Below are 22,675 nucleotides of genomic sequence, written 5' to 3'. Positions count from 1 at the left end.
AACATGCTTACGTCATTAGAAATTAGCATCATAAATCATTAATTCAGTTAATATTAGACCGACTATTCATGCTAAAGTCTACGCTGCAATTGAACTCTCATACAATATTTTATTATAATGTCTCGATGTGATTCCCGTATATCTGTAAATTCTAATGCAATTTGAAGACCACTTTCAATTAAATTCTGATACACGAATCTCCCTCTAAAGGGAATTTCATGAGTGGAATCTCTTGCTTCGATAAATAATAATCCGTTGAGCCCTTCCGAATTGTATTCAAACAAATGTCCATCTTTTATAAATGAAAGCCCACCTCCACTTATATCCTTCGTGATATAACTTTTCATCGGATGATCACTTATTCCAACATCAAGTTTAAAACTCACGGTTGCAGGTACCCGAAAAAATTCTCTCTTTTGTACCGTTAATATGGAAACGTCCTCTGGAATGGAAAGCTGTAGCTCTACTGGTTCACCTCTAGATTGGGAAAGAACACAAGTCTTGAATTGAAATTTTTCTCCTGATCCTCCTGCAAAATATATGTAAACCTCCTTCTTTACGAGTTTAGGTATCGATATCCGATGTTTAACCACAATGGAGCCAATTCGAAATGTCTCTGAATCAATAGCTTTGATTTGTGCAACCAACATATTACCTTGTTTGTCTTCAAGCTCCACGTATTGATCAACAAATAACGCATCAAGAGCAATCATTATTGTTTGTCATCCCTCCTAAGTAGTTTAAAACGCAAAAAAAGCACGGCAGTCCTTTAGGACATGCGCGTGCTTCGCGTTAGATGTATTCATTTCTGATTCATTTTATCATAATCGGAAGAGACGGTAAACCTCTTAGAGAGAACAGATCTCTTTTGATTTTATAGGTATCGAAATAGTAAATGTGTTTCCATTGGCTCTTGAATCAACAGTTATGCGGCCATGATATCGTTTAATGATCCTCTGAACTATATATAAACCCAATCCAGAATGATGTCCTTTATCTTTTTTGGTACTAAATCCTTTTTCGAAGAGTTTATCAATTAAATTTTCAGGAATTGGAGGACCACTACTGAATACTTTGAATAACAATCGATCATCTTCTAAGTAACCAGTCAGCTCTACTTTTCTTTCTTGCTCAGGTAGTGCTTTTACAGTGTCAAAGGCGTTATCAATCAGGTTACTTATTATTTTTACAAGATCAGTACTCTTTAAAAATTCGAGTTGCATGCTGCTAATCTCATAACTAAATGCAATTTTATGGTTTGAAGCATATGTTAATTTAGCTTGTATCAAACCTGCTAGTGCTGGAGAATTAATATTGATGATATCATTAATAATTGTTACTTCTCCAATCATCTCATCTGTAAACTTTCTAAGTTCCTCATATTGCTCAGTAGCTATTAGTGATTGAATAGTGGACATATGATTATTAAAGTCATGTCGTTGTTCCTTAACCGTAGTGAAGAGAAGATCCATGTTACTAAAAAATGCTGCCTCTTCAGATTGTAGCCCCATAATTATGTTACTTGTGTAATTTCTCGATATAATTCCTAGTACAATCAATACGAGTAGAGTAGAAATTCCAATCAGCAACTGCATTTTAAGAAGAAATGAGACCATGTAATTATTAATTTTGCTAATGTCCGATACTATACTAATGATCACCGGATACCCAAGATGGAAATAGAAGTAAGCTTTTAGAATGGGTTTACGGTCTATTTCAGTTTCAAAGGTGAATTCTTTTTTACCCTCATATGCCCTTCTCACGTAATCATAATCTTCTTCAATCTCATACTGGTAAGTACCGAAAAGGATTCCTTGATCATAATTCTCTGTATCACCAATTTTCTGATGTTTCCTCTGTTGTTTAAGAAAGATGGATGGATCAAACACCGTTACCTCTCGTAATGAAGTTGACATTACATTCTGTTCAATTAAATTCTCTAATGACCTCCCCCCCCTATGTGATAATTGAATAGAGATGCTAATGTTTAATGCTTCAGCTTTCATTTTTTCAACTTGCTCGTAAATTAGCGCTTCTCGAGTAGAGTTATAGTATGTCTGATTTAATAGACCTAAAATAGTAAGTAGTAAAATAGCAATTATAAGAATGATTTTCACTTGTTTCGTTTTGAACAGAAAAGCCTTCATGTTGTTCCTCCAGCTTGATTAAGTATACTTCTCTATCCTTATCGACACTATCCTCCATTATTTATTCAAGGATACTGAAAGATATGTACTAAAGTGATATTTTAAATTTAAATAACACTTCTAAATTAGGCCTACTAGTTGCTTTCTATACTGATTAAAAGGCAACAGCGTAATCCCTATCTATCTAATACGTAAAGACACTACCTAGACGCTTCTTAATTGACCAATTAATTTATTGCTCATCTGTTTTTCTTGTAATCGAACAATTTAATTATTACATGACTAAAACTCTCCACTATACAAGTACTAGACTCCTTAGTATTTTTTATAATAGACGCTTTTCTCTCAGACCTACTATCAAAGTATCAAATTCAATTTGTATAGATTTAAAAGCAAATTCGAATAAAAAAAGCACGCACCGCCCTTAAAGGACGATGAGTGCTTCGCATTTGTACGTTCTAAATTAATTTGACAGGGGCGAAAAAATGTTAAATTAAGGTTTAATTAATATGTAATTCCTAATAACTAAGTTATTTTGGTTTGTTCGGGCCAATTACGTACACCATTTTGTTCTTTTGTCGACCAAAAAGTATCGCACTGTCGAGATCTTCAATAAATACGTCAATGATATTACCTTTTACCGCACTACCTGTATCCTCCGCTTTTCGATAGCCTACACCTTCAATGTACACCCACCAACCCATTGGTATTACACTTGGATCAACTGCAATTGTTCGACCTTCTTCCACTGTAGCTCCTGAAGCTGTAATACCATACTGTGGATGCCCTCGATCCTTACCAGTAGACTCAACACCTGCTGTAAATGCAGTTAATTCAACCTCTTCCAAAATAAATTTATATTCTACCGGTCTTTCCTCAATCGTGGTGATTTTTTTCTTGTTTTCTACGAGAACTATTGAACTCTCTTGTGGTTGATTGATATTATCATCTTCTGTAGCAGCTATATTTTCAATTACATCAGTATGGTTATACTCTACTTTAGGTTCAGGAACCCTTGTCCCTACAGCAATAACCTCTGGCGTGTAGGGATGGACCACTCTTCGTGAACGTTCGTGTTCTAACGATACTTGACCATTTTCTAACACTGTAGATCGACTAACTATCTCTTTCCCTGGTATCCCTTGTTGTATTACTTTTTCCTCACCGATAAACAGATCAGGATCATTATATTTTACTATTGTGTACGGGATCTCTTCTTCATATTCTTTTTCAGATTTCGCAAGCCGCGTAACTCTAATTTGTGTATTAGAGGTCAACTTTACCGTCGCAGCAGGCTCTACAATGTCTTGAGTACCTAATTTAATATTTAGCTGTGTCAATACTTCTCCAACTGTTTCAGCATGCGTATCCACTGTAGTATTGTGGTTGTCAGACATTACGACAACACGATATTTGGGTAGCTGCAAGCTCCCAATACTCTGTTGCTTTTCTGTCTGGAGAATATACACCAAAGATGAGCCAGATAAGATAGGAACTGAAATTGCCAACGCTATTAGCCATTTTTTTGTTCTACGGTAATACATAAAGTCACTCCTTCAATAAAATAAAAAAAGCACCAAACCGCTTTTTAGAGCAGTCTGGTGCTTCCAGATTCAAGATATTTGATTAATCTTAGTATAAAGTACAACCATCAGTCAGACAAGCCTAAATACTCTTTGAGCATCTGAGTTTAATATGATAAAATTGAATGAAATAAATACGTTGAAATGTGGAAGCACCACTATAACCTCTAAGGTTTATAGTGGTGCTTTTTTTGTCTTTAGAAAGGGAGGATAAAACAATGGATTAATTCGGACAACGACGGTCCATCTAATTCTAAGAATTCAAAATAAGGAGTGTTGTTCATTATGGATGCCAACTGGCCAATAGCTATAATTTTATGTTTATTAATTGTGTTAAGCTTGATTTCTCTGGTAATTTTAAAAAAAGTAGAACTTCGGATGTACTTTATAGACACTGCCCTTATCACAGTATGTTTGGCCTTCTGTGCCGTAGCATACTTTACAGCAGTTGAAGCATTTTTTATTGGGATAATAGTCTATGTATTTAGATTAACCAATAGTGATAATATTATTAAATTTGTTTTTCTGTTTTCAGGATTAATCATTGGCTATTTTACGGGGAATGACTTTTATACAAACACTTCTATCTTGATCTTAGCCATATTTATAATTATACGCTTGGTGGAGTCTATCGTCGAAATAAGTCTCTATACTCCAGATTCTGAGCCAATTACAGGGCTAGACATGCAGTCTAAGAAGTCAGATGACTAGAAAAAAAAGAATTATAGAGAGGCGTTATCATGCCTCTCACTTTGAACTCACATTAAACTATATTTCATTAATGATATTTCAACTCATATCAATTCGATTTAGATGCGTTCAGTTCGTATCCTTCATTGCTGATGAGTTGTTAATCATCTAAGGATGAGGGGTCTCTTGCAAATAAACACTTGATTGGCCGATAGAATCTAAAGGAACATTCATGGTTGCCATAGCCAGTTTCTTTTGTTCATCGTTAACGTGAGTATAAATCATTGTAGTCTCTATTGATGAATGGCCCATAAGTTCCTTTACGACTCGTATATCAATTCCATTTTTGAGAAGCATCGTAGCAAATGAGTGTCTTAGCTTGTGACAAGATAGTTTCATATCACTTACATTTGGATTACTCTTTTTGAATGCTTCAAATGTTTGATTAACTAGCTTTTGAATCTGTCTGATCGAGAGTCTTCTCCCTTTTTGAGATACAAAGAATGCATCTTCCCTAAGGCTATAAGGCGAAATCCTCTCTTTTTCAACTTCTAGTAGGTAGTCTAGTAAAACGTCTGGAACGGGTATTTCATTCCATTTTCTACCCTTACCAAACACTTCTATTACTCCTTTAGTCTTTTTCAGGTCTTTTAAATTCAACCGGTGAACTTCCCCTACCCGTAATCCACAGTAAGCCATAAGTAAGAATATAGCTATGTTTCTGTTTCGGTAACGCCCTTCGATAAATTTAAGGCTCTCTGTGAGATCCTCTTCCTCGAGATACACGGGCTTCTTATTTTTTTCCGTTTTGGACTTTTTCACTTCTGCAGCCGGATTTTTAGAAGCAAGCTCAAAATCCATTAATGCCGTATAAAATGTCCTGATAGCGGAAAGAGTTCTGTTCCGTGTTATATCTGCTGCTGCTTGTTTGTCATTTAGAAACTCCATAATATGCAATTTCCCTACCTCCTGGGGCGGGGAACCGTTTAATGAGTCTAGAAAGGTCAAACACTCTCTCATATATTCTTTCTGTGTTGAGGCCGTGTATCCGGATTGCTTCAGGTATATTCGAAAAGCTCGAATCTGCTCACTATACAAATCCTCGAGCTCATAAGGATTACTCATTAACTTTCCCTCCTAACATTAATCTCTTAATCACATTCAAAATACATCTATATAAGTAAATTAATTATAAAATATATAAAAATACCTATTTGTATTTATAATTTTCATAAATATAAAACTTATGAAGATTGGAATTTACATATAACTTCCCATCATCAGTAGTAAAAATGCCTTTAAACTAAAAGGGCGCAAAATATGGATTTGGTGCACTTTATTATAGCACGTACGGTCCTCTTGAAGATCATTTCTTTTCTCTTTTAGCTCATTTTGTGAGGTGTTCTCTAACGATATGTAGCTGTATTAAGTCAAAAGAGCTTGAAATTTGGAGGTAAAGACACCTACTTTAGAAATATACAAGTGTACTACCTTTATAAAGTTTACATAATATTTACTACGGTAAACCAATGTAGACTCTCACCTTTACATTACACTAATAATTTTGTTTAAACTGATTGTTAGCAATCCTTTATTAAATAAACTGAATACTTATATGTTAAAGTTATTTAATACTTTATGAAATATATGAGTATTCATATTACTTAATAATTTAATTAATATATTAAAACTAAATAACTTGAATACTTTTTAGTTTTTTGAGAAGATATATAATAAAAAGAGGTAGGGAATGTGAGGTATTGAGAAATCAAATAATTTATCTAAAAACTTTCACTGGAGGATATTCGTCAACATTATCATCAAGTGTGATGACCCCTTCTCTACCATTAAAAAAGCAGCCGATCAATTTAATGTCGACTGCTTTTTTTGGTTCTATTAAATTATCGTTTCGGGAAGAGTACCGAAGTTCTTCTACAACTTTGCTCTTGAATTGACGGTCAAAACTAACTTTCTTACATGACCTAAACAGACACACGAATATTTAAATCAATTCCCATTTAAGGAGCACACCTGACTAAAAAGTTCGCAATACACTATATAAATATAAGAACTAGTATCAAATCAAATTATATGTACTATGCTAGTGTTCATGCAGTCTGTACAGTGAAAGTTAGATATAGCAGAAAAGAAATTATGAGTAGCACTTATAGGAAGATTTCTATATCTGCCTCTTAACGTAGAAATAATAGCTCCACGAATAGCTAATTTACTCCAACTACTTACATCAAATGTCCCTGCACTTCCACAATGATGAGGTACCACAATCTCAAAATCAACAAGATTGTTGGGGATAATTACATCTCTAAGTATCTCAGGATAGTAATGATCTCCTGTAAGAAGTGCGGGAGCATTGGGACCATGGATTAATAATACTATTCCAGATTGATTGATTCTATAACCATCTGTAGATCGATACAATGTTAAAAACCCAACTTTAAAGAGTGGAACTAAATGAATTTTTTTAGAATTACTCTGACGTAGTGGTGGCATGACAATCCATGGTGTCACTCCATTTGACAGTAGCCGTTCGAAAATACGATCAACTGTATTTGTATTTGGAATTCTAGAAGGTGCGGTAAAAGAAACTATATTTTTTATTTCATCATCAAACATTCCAAGTATTGATTGGACATGATCAAGATCCCAATGGCTAATTACTAAATGAAAATCATTCTCCAGTTTAGCCTTTTGAACAATATTAATAATCTGAGCTCCTGTCCAAGTTAGATCACTGCCCATATCATATATAAGTCTAAAACCCGAAGGCATGTGTCTAATTTCGTTCCAATTTCCACATTCCACATCTCTTACGAGCAATTCAAGTTCGGCCATTTCCGTAGGGAATAATTCCTCCGTTAATTTGTGATTTTTAGGTGGAGTATACTGATTAAACAATAATTTTTTTAGTTCGATATTATCCGGCCCCTCCGTCCGAATGGATGAAAAGTTTACTGGTTGCACAGTTGACTTAACCTTTGCCTTTAACCTGATAGTAAGGGATTCTAGAGTAGTTGGATCTTCTGAGAATGTTAATGGAGTGAATTCAAAATCACTCCAAAATTCGTTGGAAATCATATACCATTCACCATCAATTGGTCCACTTCTTGGTGTTGTTTTCAATCCATAAACTATCAACATCGATCTTGGATCTGACTGTTCCCATATCAGATTATTTTCTTCAAATATAGTTATTAAATTTTTAGTGTATTGTACATCGAAAATAGTATAGACTCCAGGAATATGTTTTTCGCAATAAAATCTTATCTTATTCAATTACTTCAACCTCACTTATTAAACTATTTATTTTAATATTTATTACACGCTACCATCAATTTAGCCTGTGCCCTTTCGACAGCCAAAGCTGTTTGATTAAGAATATAGTCTATCTGGATTAACTCAGGCGCTTGTTTGTTAAAGTCCTTTCGTTTTTCAGTTTCATACTTCTCTTTAGAAAAGGCATCTCCCATTAAAGCTATAACATAAGTTCAGATTCAGGAAGAACGATTTTAATGATCCTTACAACAAAAAGGAAGGTCATAATGAGCTTCCTTCTTTTGAGATTTCTATTTTGGATGTTTCTAAGTTTCCATTAACCAAGGAATATCTAACGATCGCATCTCCTAAATAGTTTCCTGCAGAAATCTGAATAGGCAGCTCTGCAATAAGCTCATTATCCTTAATTCCATATCGTATTATATTTTGAACTGTCGGTTGTTTAAACCATTCGCTTGAGTCCATTTCACTAAATTCAAATGAATACTTCTGTCCATCAACCGAAATAGTGTACTGACGGACATCTTTATCAGTTTTTAGACTCACTTTAAAATTGTTTTGAATGAATTCTTTCGGATCCATAACAGGGATTTCTGTGAAGTCTGTTTTAAGGACATGCACTTCTGAATTATGTATTCCAGTCCCTGTACCTTTAGTCAGAATTATAACAATCTCATCTTCTCCATCTTCATTTAAATCAATGACACAATGTTTTTGTTAGACAGCAGAATAGTCTAATTTTCACAACAAAACCTGAAAACTAATACATTCCATACGAGATAAGAATTAATGACTATGACAACATGTTATGGTCATTTTTTTGTCTCATCAGTATATCTGGAGAATTGACATAAAGTGCCCAACAGGCTGGAGAATGACATAAAGTTGCCTACCAGTCTGGAAAATGTCGGGGGACAACTCGGATATATCTTTCAGCGGACGTGGAGGTATACGGTTTAATACGCATGGACTCAATAATTGTACATTGACACAAAGTTACCAACCACGTCATACATACATGTCGAGGGACAAAAACATGGTCCCATTGAAGTCGCTTATTTAGCGGCTTTTTTGCTTTAAGGAACTATGTTCCTTTGCCGTGTTGTCTCGCAAACCAACATATTACTTGGGTTGCCACTACTTTTAGGCAGCTAGAAAATTCTTCAAGTTGTTCAAATGGGCACTCTTTTCCCTTTGGCTTATAGTTTGTTTTAGCATGAGCTATCATATTTCGAGTATCTGAAATGGAACCAGCCAATTCATCCAAGCATTGATTTTATTTATTGTATAGAGACAAAGCAGATCCATCATCCATATAGTACATACCAATTAACCCTTCTCGATCTACGTTCTTATTTTCTTTTATCCATAACTTCACGCCATTAGAGGCACTATACTTAGCAAAGAACTGTTCAGTGTTATACACCGGTAGCGTTAAGTAACCGTATTTTTCAGGTAGTGAAGAAGGAGCAATCCTTTGACCACTCAAAGCAGTATTTAGTCCAGTCCTGATATGATCAGAACTAAAATTTTTCGCTTTAGGGTAGACTGTAATCTCATGGAATACCGGAATGACATTAGTGTTTTCTTTGTAGAAATCTTTATTTTCTTCCGATACAAAGAACGGTGCATAAACGCTCTTTTTGTTAGTCCAATTAGTAGTATTAATATAGATGGTTCGATGTAAGGATACTTTACCCGCACCATTTGATAATGTTTTTGTTTTCCCAGAAATCACTGCATATGTTTTATCATTTGCTGTTGAAAAAGGTGTCACTTGACTCAAATTAGATTTTGTTGTCCCAACGGCCCTAATCTCATTCAGATCAGAAAATGAAGAAGCCTTTTTACCTTCCATATTTGCGATTCTCAGCAATATTACAGAAGCTTCTGCGCGAGTGGTTGTTTGGGTCACCCCGAATGAGTTATCTGGATATCCAGTCATCACTCCTGTTCCGATAACCACTGAGATGTACGGAGCTTTAGCTTCTGAAATTCCTGGAGAGAATGATTCCTTAACTGGTACAAGCGTTGTTTTAGTATCTTCCAATGCTTTTTTGAAGTCAGTGTCGGCGGCTGCTAAACCGGAACTAATCCACTTAGCCATTTCTTCGCGGGTAATAGGAGTATTTGGTTTAAAACCATTTGGATAGTCTGCAGGATTTATGAATCCCAGAGAAACTGCACGATCAACTTCCTTTTTGCTCCAATGATTGGATAAATCGTTAAATACATTGGATATATCGACGTTCGGATCTGCTTTAGACACACGTGCAAGCAACGAAGCAAATTCAGAACGTGTAACTGAAGCAGATGGTTTGAATGTCCCATTGCTATATCCTTTGAAGTATCCTTTGGATACTGCTGAATCAATGGATGTTTTAGCCCAGTGATTGCTTGGAACGTCTTTAAACGATACAGCTGCTTGTATGGACGATCCCCCCATTATTGTTGTTACAGCGGTAAGTCCAGCAATAAGAGTAACTAAGATTTTTTTCATGAATTTTGTTCTCCCCTCATCTTCCCCTTTTTTTTTACGAATCTTGCTAACCGAGTTGTCAGTATCGAGCTGATTGTCTTTTTCATTCAATCTTTGTCCCTTACTTGAAGGGATTAACGATCGCTACGGCATAATTGTCGAGATCGCCATCTCTAAGAAGAATATAATCAGCTTGAGTAATTTTAAAATTCATCCAGTCTGTGTAGTTTTGAATGTAGTTTCCATTCTGAAATTTATCTGACTGACTCAAAACTGGATAGTAATTCAGCCCTGTTTTGTCACCATTGTTAATAAAAGCTACGTCGATGACTCCACGCGATTTTGCATGATTATTTTTGATCAAAAAGGCAATAGGGTTTCCTCTATGATTACTACGAATCTGAACTTCATCATCTCCCGTAATTGCACTTTTGATGACATCCATACTATATACCACCTGGCTATTTCCTAATTGGATAGGAAGGTCACTTTCTTTGATGATCTTTATGCCTGAATACTTCTCATCATTAATGTTCTTGAACATAACATCACTTTTTGTATACGCCTTGAAATCGCTCAGTTTCGTCATCTTAAACTGCTTATCATCCGTACTCCGGAAGTCTTTATTCCCGATCCAGACCCAACGGCCAATTTTGTCCCACTCTACCTTTTAGCCAAGTCCTTCACTGACTAGACGCAGCGGAACGAATGTCCGGTTCTGCTTCAGAATAATCTGCGTACCGTAGTCCTTTTTCTGACCATTCACCAATGCAGTCGTCTGCCCAATTGTCATGTCCACTGTATGGTCTTTGCTGAAGATCCCAACCTTGGATACTTTGCCAACCTTCGAGTATGTAACCTTTGCACCCAGCGCTGCAGATACAAAGCGGATCGGAACCATGACACTACTTTGGCCATCCTGGAATGGCTTCGCATCTGGAAACTTCATTTTTACGGTATTCAGCAATACCTCTACTTGCTTCGGAGTGCTTGCAGCTGCAACTGCTTCGTTTCCCGAACCTATCATGCTTACAGTCAATATACTTGCTAATACTGTTAATAAAAGTTTCTTCATGATCTAAACCCCTCTGCTTTCCATATGTACTTCTTCTCACTAACACTTCCCAGTATCTTTTTTTATAGGTCTAACAAATCCTAAATATCAAACAAACTTGGCAATAGTAAGAATATTTTACCATGTACTATAGATTATAAATAGGTATTTTATCCCATTGTTATATTATTATAAAACCTGACTTTCTATATGAACTAATTAAATGTATATCTAATTGAAGCACAAGATTCATCCGTATCCCAAGTAACTCTTCGCAACGTAAATGATTGCTAGCTGCCTTTTTCTAAGACTCCAACATCATTAGCAAAAAGGTGTAGAGTGGTTTTTTCCAATCCAACCCCTTTTTTGAAGAGACTAATCACTGAGTTCCTACATTTTTTAGAGAATCATGGTAGTTCTTATCTAGCCCCAGCTCAAAATCAGCTGGCGGGCTGAAAACTTTAGCAAGCTTTTCGGCAAAATATAAAACGGTTCTTTGGTGATATTTTCGATATCATTTATTAAACTATCCTGCCCGATAGTGGAATAGCGGCTGATCCTAAACGAGATCTACCGCTAACAAAGCTAAAAAAATCGCCGATATAGTTCTCTCCGTCGTTCACCGCGTAGTTGAGCATAGATTTGTGTAGTTGATGCTTTTTCATGGCCTAACATGTCATGAATAAATTCTAATGGTGCTCCATTGTCGAGCAACTGACAGGCATAGGTATGACGAAAACGATGAGGATACACGTTTGCGGCAACCGCCCCACGAGATGCTAAGCGCTTTAATGCCCATCTAAGTGTTGGTATAGCCATTCGTTTCACTGGACTGTTATCTGTTACAAACAGGGCTTTACACGAGTCCTCGCGACTGTCTAAATATTATTTCAACCATACTTTACACTCCGTGGTGAAGTAAACTTCTCTTTGCTTTGCCCCTTTTCCGTTTACTATGGCAGAGCAGTTTTCCCAGTTCAAGTCCTCAATGTTTAACTTCTCCACCTCACCTATACGACAACCTGTACAATACAAAAATTCAAGAAGAGCTGGTCTGACAAGAGATTTTTAAATGTATCACTTCTTCTTCCATCAAAAACTTAGGTACCCGCTTCTCCATTTTTGGCTCACGCAGTTTAATGGAAGGATTGCTAGATAGGTAGGTTTCTTCATATGCAAACTTAAATAAGGAACGTACAAAGCGAATACGGTGCCCAAGGCTGCTTGGCTTTAAACGATCTGATTGCTTTACTAAGTATTCCTTCAGGAGATTTAGAGTTACCCCCGAAATATCTACATCCCCCAGATCCGAAACCAGCATCTTTAGTTGCGAAGCATAAGCACGCAATGTATTTGGGCTAAATCCTTGAATTCGTTTATCCGCCTCATAATGATTCCAAAGTTCACTTAAGATCACAATAAAACCTCCTAATAAGAGCAATTAATTTTAGTTTGCTTCAAATAAGAGGTTTTAGACTGGTGCTATTTAACTAAAGTTTCCCGTTAGTTCAAACCTAGTTTTCTCATTGATTTAAACTAACTCTGTATATTGCTCCAGCTATTAACATGACATTTTTTAAGCCCAGAAGTTCTTCCCTTTTCCATTGTTCATAATAATATTTTAATATGGTACTTTTGACTGTGTAAGAAGAACTTGTCCTTTGGGTAGTCCTGATCCACCATAAATAGTTACTGAATAAGCGCCCGAAGGAACAAGCGGCATAAGATCATTATTTACGAATTCCACTATTTCATCTGCTGCAATGTCTTCATTAAAAATAACTGTATTCTTACTGTTGTACTTTATTTCAACTCTAAAAGAGTGTCCTCCTGTATTTTTTACATTAAGTTTGATGTGTGAATATCCAATTGTCACAGAATAATCTTTTACAGGGTCCACCTTGTCGCCCTTCAAATCCCAAGTTAGTGTTTGTGGTTCTTTAGATGTTTTAGGACTGTTTTCTATAATTTTATTTCCTTCGATAGAAACTCCAAAAATAAGTGAGATAGACAATGCAATAGTACCAATAATCACTAGAACTTTGTTTTTCAATTATTAACATTCCTTTCAATAGACATGCTCAAAGAAACATATCCCACACAATAATATATTGTAGTCCAAAACTTTTTGTAGATCATCTCCATCAGAATAAACGCAAGTAAGTAAGATCTATCATACACCTCTATGCTTATGGATGTTCTATCACTTAATAAACAAACTAATTAGCAAGTTTAGTTAAGCTAACCTGCCTGTTAGTTGAACAAAAGCAGCCAATCACGATGGTTTTTTATTGAACTATCTTTTCTCGTTAGCATGATGAGTAGTTCACTTTTTTAATTGAGTCATCTTTTTAAGGAGTACTGCGGTGCAGACAGATATAACACTGGCTAAATATAAAAGAGCATACGCTATGGCAGCATAATATGTAAGTTCAGCTTCAATATCTGAGCTTGTAAGAAGCAGCATAATGGAAAAGCCAACGACAAAAACTACAGTACCTAACAGAACATTTTTAATTACTTCTTTCACATACTCACCTCCCAGGGGCCCGACCTCTATTTTAGCGGTTATAATTTTTCCTCCCATAGCTTATTCTCAATTGTGATCTAGCCCTTACTCAAAACATATCTTTTGAGGTAACTCCATATTGTTGTATGATTCGAGTAGTTCAGAACGAATATCCAGTGTTTTAATAGTGAGTATATATCCTTTTATCGTGTTAGCAATCATTTCAATTTCAGATAAATTGTATGAAGTTATATCCATTTTCGAAATGATCACTTGCTTACCAAGCACTTTTGATAAAGAAGAGGTAATTTGTTTCTTTACATCGTCATTTAAACTTTCAAACTGGAGTACCAGGTTTTCAAGGTCATCCTTACTACCTTTCATCAAACTGTGGGATTGCATAGCACTATGCTTTGGAGATGAAGACTTGATAGCATAAATCTCAATGATTTCATCCATTTTAAATTTAAAGTGTATACCTTCTTCTGTTTCAACAAATAGGTAGCCCTCATTTAGTTCTCTAGAAACACCACGGAAAAATTCTTCTTGATTATTAACCTTCAATACTATAGAACGTTGTTCTTTAACTGTCATCTCAATAAATTGTCTCTTATTCATCATATCATGCAATGTGTTCCCCTCCCTTTTAGAGATAAAGTATCCTATATGAGGTGTGTTATTCCCTTTTCATTAAACTAACCTGCCTGATAGCTGAATGAGAAGAAGCAGTTGCCGCGACGGCAAACTGCTCTTATTTAGTCTTACTCACCTACCATACCGTCCATATCAGCATCGTGCATATATGGATATAACCAATGATCACTCGTTATTGGCATACTATAACCTGCTGCTTTAGCTTCTTTAATCGTCACCTGTCCATTACCGTTTGTATCAACACTAGAAATGTCAGCGTTTTTATTTGAACTAGTTGAGTCAGAAGGCTCACTGCCTGTTAATCCGAGTGATGCATTTACATCATCAGGGTTCACATTGTCAAATGTATCAACGATCTTGTTACCCTTTAACGTATACGTGTACTGGTAACTTGAAGGGATTTGGGTTTCTGTATTCGGATATGTGACAATCGCTTCAAAATTAGTGGCTCCACCTGCTTTGCGTATCGCATCTTCCATATAAGCCTGATCACCATGTCGGTTGAGTGTGCTATCTTGTGGGGTAATATTATATGCATTCGATACCCCTCCGAGAGAATCAGCAATGATATGTCCTTCATCTAAAACGTCACTTTCAACACCCGGAACCTTTGCCTCATCAGGGTAGTATCTGCCAGACGATAGTACAGGTTCGTTACGGTCGTCTTGTAGAATAATTTTATCAGCAATGACACGCACTAATTGCCCATATTCATTAGTAAATGCCCAATATTCACGGTCTCCGTATCCAATGTCAACAACAACGTTAGGTTCACGATGCCCAGACAAATCACCACCATCGACTTCGATAAGCTTGTATCTTAAAGACAATTCGTTATTTGGTTGTGTTGATGTTTCCTCTCCTACTGGTTCATCAACAACCGCTTTGACAGCTGCTTTTTTTTCACTATTCTTAGTTGTTGTATCAGTGGTTATTTCTTGTGAATCTGTTTCTACATCTGTATTGGATGTATCTTCTACGTTGGTACAACCAACCATAAAGATGATCGTTATAATTAAGATTAAATAGTTCATTTTCTTTTTCATTTTAGGACTCTCCTATAATTTCATACTGTTCATTCTAAAAACGACGACTTTAACTATCTTTTCTTGTTCTATAATCTTACCATAAAAGACTAATATCCTATTGAATTACCCTGCCCCCGTTAGCGCAGCGAAGGAAGCCGATCTTAGTCGTCGGCTTCCTTCGGGGCATCATTAAGCTATAGTTTCCCGTTAGTTGAACGTGAATTTAGTTATAGTTCATCAGTAATCAGTCTTAAATCCATTTATAAAGGGTCCGTTGCCCATAGGATTCCAATATGTATATTGTCCATTGCAACTATTCCCGTATCAAACGTATGCCATTGTGAGTTATTTATCGTTGTCCAAGAGTAGAGCTTAAAGTAACCAGATTTCGAATCAAACTTTGCGTTTGTATAGAATGAGGCTTCTTTCTGAAATTGATCTAAAAAATATTCACTTAATTCATTTGCCATCGGTTTTGTCTTCAAATCAATATCATGGGTCATGTTTTTCGAAAGAACATAAATTATAATTTTTTTAGCATAATCTTTATCAACCATTCTCCAGTTACCCTCTATTTCATCTGCATTATGGCCCATTCGCTTCAAAAATGCCTCCAATATACATCCTTTCTCGATAGCACTCTTTAATTCTAAACCGTATGTAACTTCACCTGAATTCCTCTTTGATAATAAACTATTGAACTCATCTTCATTTTTTATCATATATCCGACACCTCCTTCTTTGGAACCTCTAGTAAAAAACTTCTATGAGAAGTTAAAACTCCTCCTTCAACTATCCTCGTTAGCTTAACGAAAAAAGGAGCAGCTACCAACTGGCAGATTGCCTTACGCTGTTTTCCACTAACAGTTACCGTTTGATGAATGAGAACCTACTTTAAATCAATAAAATAATCTACGTAATATCCTTCAGAATCCCAGTAATCTTCGTATTCTTTATAAATATCAATAATTTTGTCTTTAGGTCTTCCGCAACGTTCAAGAAGCCAATTCCTTATATAATGGATATCTTTATTTTCATCCTCCCAAATAAAATCTAGAACCCCTGACTCTCTTGAACCACTGTCCGGTACATAAACTGCATATTCTGATGAAAAATAACGGGCTAAATCGAAAGTAACTTTCTTTAAATAAAGTTGAAACTCCTCCTCTAGGAGAAAGCTTCTCCATCTTATATAATGATGAAAATAACAGACCTTTTCCGAGAATGTAAAATCCATTCCGCAAGGTCCACTGATTTCCAAAGTGCCACCAATTCCTTCATGAACCGTAAAAGGCTTATCCTCATCCTTAGGGTTATGAGGGAGCAGGAAATTAATGAATTCATCAACGTGCTTTAATGATCTAGAATTTAGTGCATGACATAATATTTCAATTTTATCTCTATTCAACTTATGGCCTAAGAAAGCTGTGAAATCTGCCCCCATTTTCTTCCGCTCCCTTAAATCAATTTCAAAAACCTCTTGAATAAGAAGGTCGTAAAGCAGGTACTGCTCCTAACAAACTCATTTTAACACATACTGGAACTAACCTGCCCGTTAGCCTAACGAAAAGAAAGTCAACTGATTAGTTGTGTGCATACTTGAATTATCATAACCGTTCTAATGGGCCTAACGGAAATTTTATACTTCTAATTGTGTTCCAAAAGCATAAAACAACGGAAAAGTATGAAATCCCCGGCACACTTATCGGTAAAGTCACAATCGTCATCGGCCAACTTTCTCCCCCAAGGGGCATTGTAAATCAGTGATTCACAGCAAATAGGATGTGATGTTGCCATCGTCCGGTCCTTCCTTCTAATTTTTGATCCCTAGGAACAGGATCGCGTTCACGTCAGGGTTCCACGTGGTTTTGCCTGCGATAGTAAGACGGGTGTACGTGCAAGCCCCATCGCTTTCGAATGTATAGTTCCGGGCGACAGCAGCGAGGTATTCTTCACTATCTTGTAGAGCTAACTCTTTGTCCTATATATAAGGCTCGTGGAACGAACAAATGGAACAATTTTATATTCAGTAATATATTAAGTAATATCTTACTGAATATAATTAACAGTTAAGTAAACAAAGAAACTTAGATAGTAGTTAGGATAATATGAATTGAATTTATTAGAAGTTAAAAGCGTAAACAAGGGCACTTCCTTTTCATGAAGCCTCCTTGTTTTTTTGTGTGGGGAGAGTATTGTATCACAAATACAAATTTAATAATTTTTGCTTTTTGCTTTTTCAGCTTTTTTTCTGTATATACCACATTCTCCTTCAATATCCGCTTTCGAATTAATTTCTAGTTAGAACAGAATGTTATTAAAAATTAGCCCTATGTTCTTGTCTATCCCACCACTGGTTATGACAAGTCATTAGGCATGTTCAACTTTTAATTTTGTTCTAAATTGGATATGGAGTATATAGGTTTGCGTACTCCTCTTAGAAAAAATTGAAAATATTGCAACTTTTGTTATGTATCTATCGTCTGTACTTATATTAATAAGGAGGTGAAATTATGCGCTGGGCACCTATTGTACTAATCATTTCTTTTTTACTAGCTGGTTCCTGTAATAATGTCGAATCTCTAAGTAAGAATAACGTAAAGCAACCTACAGATTCTACACTTACAATGGAAGCCATAGTATTAGGTAATGCTGTCACACAATTATTAATCACTGAAGATTTAGATAATCCTGAAATAGCGTCTAATTTAAACAAGATGGCTGAGCAAACTTCTCAAGACATTATTAGATCGCAAAAATATGACTTATTTTGGCTAGACCTAAAAAATGTCAGTGATACCGATATTAATATCCAAGATTTAAAAGTAGGCTCCAAAATTCGCTTCAAGGTCCAAAATGAACAATTGGATACTGTACCTCCTACAATTACTGCACAAGAAATTCAAATAATTGATTCAAAATAATACAGATATCATAACTCTGTTTAGATTTCACATGAATATTTCAAAAAAAGTCGTCAGCTCTTCTGTAGCAAGAGAGCACTGACGACTTTTTTCATTCCTAAAATCAGTTATAATCACTTCACCGTATTAGATGTGTACGGCGTCCATACCCCTCCATAAGCAATTGCGTTTGCGATATGTGTAAACCTTGTAAATGGAGTCCCGCTTATCTCTCCTCCTGAATGGATACCCATCAAAACACCGTTATACCAATAAGGTGCACCACTGTCTCCACCTGCTGAGTCTATGTCAGTTTGAATGTACCCCATTCCTCCATTCATAGATGTATTTAGACTAGTAACCTCTCCACACAAGAAACCTGATCTTGCCCCAGACAAACAAATGTTATCACCAACATCAAGCGAGCTTGGACTAGATTGATACGAAGTAATTCTGCTATCTGTCCACGAATACTTGTATACATAGTTTGAAATCTTTTTTCCTGCGTCCACTTTGATAACTCCGATGTCTGCTTTATCTCCTACATACTGATAATGCTTTGTACCTATTAGCTCACCGCCTTGATAGACGTTTGATCCCCAAGAGTTGAAACAATGACCAGCTGTAATAATAAAGCGATCATTTCCTTTTGTAGCTAAGGTACCTAACGTACAAAAAGGGCCTGTTCCTGCTTTGGAGTCAGCACTATTATTGACAATCAGCAAGCCTCCTGCCATAGTATCCAATTTAGAAGTCCGAGCTTCTAGTTTGTCATTGGCTTGTCCAACAACTACTCTGAAAATACTGGGTTTATACGCTTTCAAGGAATTAATAGAAGTTTGTTTTTCTAAAAGATTTTCTTCTATTAGATCAACTTTTTTCTGATCTGCTACCTTAACTATGACAGAGTTCTCTTTTACGGCAACAGTTACTTCTTCTAACGCGATACCTGCTTCCCTGCTTTCCTTGATAAGTCCTTCATATGCGCTCACCAATTCAGCTTCCGAAAAGTTCGTTTCCCGAAATTCTAAATATTCAGCTGGAACTAAGTCTTCAATAGCTTTTTTAATTCTGTTGGTCTCTTCGTTTATTACGGAGAAGCTTATGACAAACTTCAAACCGTTGGACTTTTCTTGATAAAAAGTTCCAATGTCACTATAAGATTCAGTAATTTCATTGTTGGGTCCGCTGGTTGTGGTAACCCCATTCTCCTTCATCATTTTTGAAATTTCATCACCATATTTGACCATCAATTCATCTCTTTCCTGAATATAAGCCTCCTCTTCTTCAGTAAGAGCTATACTATATTTAGGGATTGTATTCGTTGCATTAGGGGAATTAAGAGCTGCCCGGATAGTTTCCTCAGAGTAGTCAAGATTATTAGATTGCCGGTATCGCTTATGTTTATTCACAATTGCATCACTATACTCCAATTGTTCCAAAAACTCTGGATCCATGGTTTCCAAGGCACCATTACTTAAAAAATGATTCTCCTCGAATTCAGTATTTTCTGCCGCTGCTGCTCCAGAAAGTAATGAAAATGATAAGATGATGGCACTTGAAATGGTGAGTATTTTCCGTCGTTTTATGATCACCTGTTAGTTCCTCCTCTAATTATGGGTTTATAAGTAAAATTGATATAAAATCGTTATAAGAAATAACGACCGACAATATTCACCTCCAGAATAATGAATTTATTGATAAAATAATACAAATATATTATAAAGCAAGAAATTAATTTGGGCAAATTATCCAAAATAGAGAATTGGATATCATGATACTTTGGAATTGTATTAAGTAGTTTTCTAGAACCTAAAAAACTGTATCTCCTTAAATGAAAGTAAATCGTCTAGCTAATTTAGAGAAGTACTACAGGAAGTTATGTGTTTTCGTGTTATGCATCTGGATAACACTCGAGCAGAGGTAAATAGAACTTCAAAGATTGATCCTTGAAGTTCTCAAAATTTAAAATCTTGCACAATTGACATACAAAATCACTTTCAAAAGCTGTTTGGAAAAATATAGAATTAGTGAGCTCAGAACATGTAATAAAGACGCTAAAAGGAGGCACCTATAAAAGTACCTCCTGGTTTAGCAATTAGAAACCAATTGATTCATTTAAAACTTTATACACGATCACAGCTGCTTGTGCGCGTGTTGCTAGATCATTGCTCGCAAGCTTGTTATTTCCAATACCATCAATAATTTTTTGATCAATAGCAGTGGCAAGATCAACTTTAGCCCAAGAACTAACCACTTTAGAGTCATTATATTTTCCTAAAATACTGTTTGCCTGTGTGCTTGTCATGTCAGGTAGTATTTTCAATTGATTAAGTGCACGTACCGCTATGGCTGCCATCTGTTCACGAGTTATATTTTGGTTAGGTCCGAAGGAGTCAGAGGTAATACCCGTGATTAGAGCTGCATTCCATCCCTCATCCACTACAGCATAATACCAGTCATTAGTATTTACATCAGAAAAGGGCTCCTCTCCCACATTAACTGTATCCAAGTGTTCAGAAATGGCTTTAATAAGCATTGAAGTAAATTCAGCACGTGTTACATAGCGATCAGGTCTAAATGAATCATCGGGGTAACCAGAGATAACTTGCTTTTTTGACATAAAATCAAGGAGCTTAAAAGACCAATGATTCTTTATATCTGTAAAGCTTTTTTTGAAGTTCATGACAATAAAGTCGCCATCACTTACTCCTTTAGATCTTTTCACTTTTTCCTCTGTTGTACTAGGGATTAACGTAAATCCTGAATTCTCATCGAAACGATAAACGTTGGCTAGTTTAACATCAGCGTCACTGTAGATTGGAATTTCTATGTCCAGAGGATTGTATACACCTAAAGGACCACCGGTATATTCAAAACGGATAAAACCACTAGCAGGTATATATTCATCCTCATAGCTCACTCCAATATTGGCACGTGAGATGGTAATACTACCTCCGTTATTCCAATCTCTCAAAAGAGTTAAATCCACTGTAGCATAACCATTTATAGACATGAGCTTGACCTTTACTTTTCGATCTTGAAGCAGTTTAGTTAAAGTACTATCAATATTCAAATTTAATGAATCATTCAAACCTGTTTTTTTAGAATAGTCTACTACGATCTCCGAAACTTTAGAATTTGAACGGAGTATCTTCTGGATAGCTTGAGTATCCAAGTTGACCGAGTGTAAACGACCCGACCCTTGTCTGGAGAGCGTTGTGGTTGCACCAGCACCATCGGTAACAACAACATCTCCCTTGCTATCTACCGCAAGACTAGTGTTCCCTGCATATGAGGTACCAGAAGCAGCATTATTATTGACATCACCCGTAGTAGAATTCGATGTGCCTAGGCGGATAATATGAAGATTATAAGTTTTAGTAGTTATGCCGTTAGCAGCAGTAATGACAATGGGGAATACACTAGTACTTTCTTGTCTTAGGTTTAAGTTTGTTGAGGATCCAGCCGTAACGTATTTACCATCCAGATTGATCGAGCTAAAGTTATCAGATGGGTTGATGACGACATTTAAATTAGTAGCATTGGAGCTCACATAATCTACAAAAACTGAACCGTTCTCTGCAAAATCCTTACCGTTAATGAGTATACTTCTGATATTAGCGTTGTTATTGGCTTCAGGCTTGGTTAAAACGAATGTATAGGATTTAGATGCACCATTTAAGGAAGTCATTTCTACAAAGATTGTATTGATTCCCGTTTTCATCTCTACAACCAGACTTCCTGAAGAGCTAACTAAGTTACCATTAATCTTAGTTATAGCACTATTGAATGCTGTTGTTTTTACACTCACATACGATTGATTAGCCTGTACACGTCCAGTATAGTAGGACTTTTCTGTACTAAATGGATGATCAAGTGTTGCCCCCTCAACCACAATCGATTTCAAGCCGGCATCGTCCAGATTTATCGTTTTTTTAACAGAAAACACATAGGTTTTAACGTTGCTCGGCACATCAATGGATTGCACCTCAATAGTAATTAGAGTTATTTCTTGATCAAGGGTAATCGGTAATGAAGGTGTACCATTGGTAACTACAGTTCCATTAACACGAATTGTAGTATTTGAGTCCATGGCATAAGGTGTAACCGCGATACTTTTTTCCGAAGTATTGACGGATGTTGTATATGTATAGACATCAGGATTAAATTCTCTATTCATATCTACCCTTGGTGAAAAATCAACACTAAAAAGCCGACTTTCACCTATTTCTTCAGCAAATACCTGCATAGGTAAACAGAACACTAACATTGCCAGTACCATAAAAAATGAGAATACTTTCTTTCCCCTTTTCAAACTAATTCATCCTTCC

The 22,675-nt window shown here is 36.0% G+C and carries 20 protein-coding genes and 1 pseudogene; 2 read left to right on the top strand and 19 right to left on the bottom strand.

Annotated elements, in window-relative coordinates:
* Window positions 1-71: 71 nt before the first annotated feature.
* From MKY28_RS30990 to MKY28_RS30980, 3 genes are all read right to left on the bottom strand, one after another.
* Complete coding sequence (locus MKY28_RS30990) at window positions 72-713, bottom strand: flagellar brake protein (protein WP_340938367.1); 642 nt, start codon at window positions 711-713, stop codon at window positions 72-74.
* 135 nt (window positions 714-848) lie between these two features.
* Window positions 849-2,147, bottom strand: coding sequence for a sensor histidine kinase (locus MKY28_RS30985; RefSeq protein ID WP_340938365.1), 1,299 nt, complete (start codon window positions 2,145-2,147; stop codon window positions 849-851).
* Between the two features lie 530 nt (window positions 2,148-2,677).
* Window positions 2,678-3,691 carry a G5 domain-containing protein gene (locus MKY28_RS30980; RefSeq protein ID WP_091037134.1) on the bottom strand — a complete coding sequence of 338 codons (1,014 nt, stop codon included), beginning with the start codon at window positions 3,689-3,691 and terminating at the stop codon, window positions 2,678-2,680.
* Window positions 3,692-4,015: 324 nt separating this feature from the next.
* Here MKY28_RS30980 and MKY28_RS30975 point away from each other — a divergent pair, with 324 nt between their 5' ends.
* Window positions 4,016-4,441: a hypothetical protein gene (locus MKY28_RS30975; protein ID WP_091037132.1), complete on the top strand. Its 426-nt coding sequence runs from the start codon at window positions 4,016-4,018 to the stop codon at window positions 4,439-4,441.
* Window positions 4,442-4,588: 147 nt separating this feature from the next.
* Here MKY28_RS30975 and MKY28_RS30970 read toward each other — a convergent pair whose 3' ends face one another.
* From MKY28_RS30970 to MKY28_RS30905, 14 genes and pseudogenes are all read right to left on the bottom strand, one after another.
* Window positions 4,589-5,545 carry a tyrosine-type recombinase/integrase gene (locus tag MKY28_RS30970; protein WP_149846996.1) on the bottom strand — a complete coding sequence of 319 codons (957 nt, stop codon included), beginning with the start codon at window positions 5,543-5,545 and terminating at the stop codon, window positions 4,589-4,591.
* Between the two features lie 957 nt (window positions 5,546-6,502).
* On the bottom strand, window positions 6,503-7,714 hold the full coding sequence (locus MKY28_RS30965) for a hypothetical protein (protein ID WP_100528096.1): 1,212 nt from the start codon (window positions 7,712-7,714) through the stop codon (window positions 6,503-6,505).
* A 261-nt stretch (window positions 7,715-7,975) separates the two neighbouring features.
* A complete protein-coding gene (locus MKY28_RS30960; protein ID WP_133120448.1) occupies window positions 7,976-8,296 on the bottom strand; it encodes a hypothetical protein in 321 nt (106 codons plus the stop codon).
* Window positions 8,297-8,990: 694 nt separating this feature from the next.
* Window positions 8,991-10,304, bottom strand: coding sequence for an S-layer homology domain-containing protein (locus tag MKY28_RS30955; RefSeq protein WP_340938357.1), 1,314 nt, complete (start codon window positions 10,302-10,304; stop codon window positions 8,991-8,993).
* Between the two features lie 10 nt (window positions 10,305-10,314).
* The gene (locus MKY28_RS30950) at window positions 10,315-10,782 is read right to left on the bottom strand and encodes a hypothetical protein (RefSeq protein ID WP_243391373.1); all 468 of its coding nucleotides are present in this window, start codon (window positions 10,780-10,782) and stop codon (window positions 10,315-10,317) included.
* Between the two features lie 81 nt (window positions 10,783-10,863).
* On the bottom strand, window positions 10,864-11,268 hold the full coding sequence (locus tag MKY28_RS30945) for a stalk domain-containing protein (RefSeq protein WP_243391372.1): 405 nt from the start codon (window positions 11,266-11,268) through the stop codon (window positions 10,864-10,866).
* 564 nt (window positions 11,269-11,832) lie between these two features.
* A pseudogene (locus tag MKY28_RS30940) lies at window positions 11,833-12,252 on the bottom strand (tyrosine-type recombinase/integrase).
* Between the two features lie 34 nt (window positions 12,253-12,286).
* The gene (locus tag MKY28_RS30935) at window positions 12,287-12,664 is read right to left on the bottom strand and encodes a tyrosine-type recombinase/integrase (protein WP_340938351.1); all 378 of its coding nucleotides are present in this window, start codon (window positions 12,662-12,664) and stop codon (window positions 12,287-12,289) included.
* Between the two features lie 204 nt (window positions 12,665-12,868).
* Complete coding sequence (locus MKY28_RS30930) at window positions 12,869-13,282, bottom strand: hypothetical protein (protein ID WP_340938348.1); 414 nt, start codon at window positions 13,280-13,282, stop codon at window positions 12,869-12,871.
* Window positions 13,283-13,573: 291 nt separating this feature from the next.
* The gene (locus MKY28_RS30925) at window positions 13,574-13,777 is read right to left on the bottom strand and encodes a hypothetical protein (RefSeq protein ID WP_133120447.1); all 204 of its coding nucleotides are present in this window, start codon (window positions 13,775-13,777) and stop codon (window positions 13,574-13,576) included.
* An 84-nt stretch (window positions 13,778-13,861) separates the two neighbouring features.
* Window positions 13,862-14,386 (bottom strand): hypothetical protein, encoded by a 525-nt coding sequence (locus MKY28_RS30920; RefSeq protein ID WP_340938343.1) that lies wholly within the window; start codon window positions 14,384-14,386, stop codon window positions 13,862-13,864.
* 131 nt (window positions 14,387-14,517) lie between these two features.
* Window positions 14,518-15,456, bottom strand: a complete 939-nt coding sequence (locus tag MKY28_RS30915) for a DNA/RNA non-specific endonuclease (RefSeq protein ID WP_340938339.1) — start codon at window positions 15,454-15,456, stop codon at window positions 14,518-14,520.
* 242 nt (window positions 15,457-15,698) lie between these two features.
* Window positions 15,699-16,160 carry a hypothetical protein gene (locus tag MKY28_RS30910; protein WP_100528089.1) on the bottom strand — a complete coding sequence of 154 codons (462 nt, stop codon included), beginning with the start codon at window positions 16,158-16,160 and terminating at the stop codon, window positions 15,699-15,701.
* 167 nt (window positions 16,161-16,327) lie between these two features.
* Window positions 16,328-16,882, bottom strand: a complete 555-nt coding sequence (locus MKY28_RS30905; protein WP_340938337.1) for a hypothetical protein — start codon at window positions 16,880-16,882, stop codon at window positions 16,328-16,330.
* A 1,069-nt stretch (window positions 16,883-17,951) separates the two neighbouring features.
* On the opposite strand from MKY28_RS30905, the gene MKY28_RS30900 reads away from it, so the two are divergent.
* Window positions 17,952-18,362 carry a hypothetical protein gene (locus tag MKY28_RS30900; RefSeq protein WP_100528087.1) on the top strand — a complete coding sequence of 137 codons (411 nt, stop codon included), beginning with the start codon at window positions 17,952-17,954 and terminating at the stop codon, window positions 18,360-18,362.
* Between the two features lie 113 nt (window positions 18,363-18,475).
* Here MKY28_RS30900 and MKY28_RS30895 read toward each other — a convergent pair whose 3' ends face one another.
* Together MKY28_RS30895 and MKY28_RS30890 are read right to left on the bottom strand one after the other, a co-directional pair.
* Window positions 18,476-19,936: a S1 family peptidase gene (locus tag MKY28_RS30895; RefSeq protein ID WP_100528086.1), complete on the bottom strand. Its 1,461-nt coding sequence runs from the start codon at window positions 19,934-19,936 to the stop codon at window positions 18,476-18,478.
* Window positions 19,937-20,439: 503 nt separating this feature from the next.
* Window positions 20,440-22,659 (bottom strand): S-layer homology domain-containing protein, encoded by a 2,220-nt coding sequence (locus MKY28_RS30890; protein ID WP_340938332.1) that lies wholly within the window; start codon window positions 22,657-22,659, stop codon window positions 20,440-20,442.
* Between the last annotated feature and the right edge of the window lie 16 nt (window positions 22,660-22,675).

Source organism: Paenibacillus sp. FSL R5-0473 (assembly GCF_038004565.1).
Lineage (GTDB): Bacteria > Bacillota > Bacilli > Paenibacillales > Paenibacillaceae > Paenibacillus > Paenibacillus amylolyticus.
The sequence above is the reverse complement of the archived record's forward strand: the minus strand, read 5'-3'. Positions and strand labels throughout refer to the sequence as shown.

Excerpts from the sequence above, each read along its gene's own strand:
- MKY28_RS30905 (WP_340938337.1), bottom strand. The coding sequence starts at position 16,882 with ATGGGGGCAGATTTCACAGCTTTCTTAGGCCATAAGTTGAATAGAGAT.
- MKY28_RS30945 (WP_243391372.1), bottom strand. The coding sequence starts at position 11,268 with ATGAAGAAACTTTTATTAACAGTATTAGCAAGTATATTGACTGTAAGC.
- MKY28_RS30985 (WP_340938365.1), bottom strand. The coding sequence starts at position 2,147 with ATGAAGGCTTTTCTGTTCAAAACGAAACAAGTGAAAATCATTCTTATA.
- MKY28_RS30900 (WP_100528087.1), top strand. The coding sequence starts at position 17,952 with ATGCGCTGGGCACCTATTGTACTAATCATTTCTTTTTTACTAGCTGGT.
- MKY28_RS30980 (WP_091037134.1), bottom strand. The coding sequence starts at position 3,691 with ATGTATTACCGTAGAACAAAAAAATGGCTAATAGCGTTGGCAATTTCA.
- MKY28_RS30950 (WP_243391373.1), bottom strand. The coding sequence starts at position 10,782 with ATGACGAAACTGAGCGATTTCAAGGCGTATACAAAAAGTGATGTTATG.
- MKY28_RS30990 (WP_340938367.1), bottom strand. The coding sequence starts at position 713 with ATGATTGCTCTTGATGCGTTATTTGTTGATCAATACGTGGAGCTTGAA.
- MKY28_RS30915 (WP_340938339.1), bottom strand. The coding sequence starts at position 15,456 with ATGAAAAAGAAAATGAACTATTTAATCTTAATTATAACGATCATCTTT.
- MKY28_RS30970 (WP_149846996.1), bottom strand. The coding sequence starts at position 5,545 with ATGAGTAATCCTTATGAGCTCGAGGATTTGTATAGTGAGCAGATTCGA.
- MKY28_RS30960 (WP_133120448.1), bottom strand. The coding sequence starts at position 8,296 with ATGGATCCGAAAGAATTCATTCAAAACAATTTTAAAGTGAGTCTAAAA.
- MKY28_RS30910 (WP_100528089.1), bottom strand. The coding sequence starts at position 16,160 with ATGATAAAAAATGAAGATGAGTTCAATAGTTTATTATCAAAGAGGAAT.
- MKY28_RS30975 (WP_091037132.1), top strand. The coding sequence starts at position 4,016 with ATGGATGCCAACTGGCCAATAGCTATAATTTTATGTTTATTAATTGTG.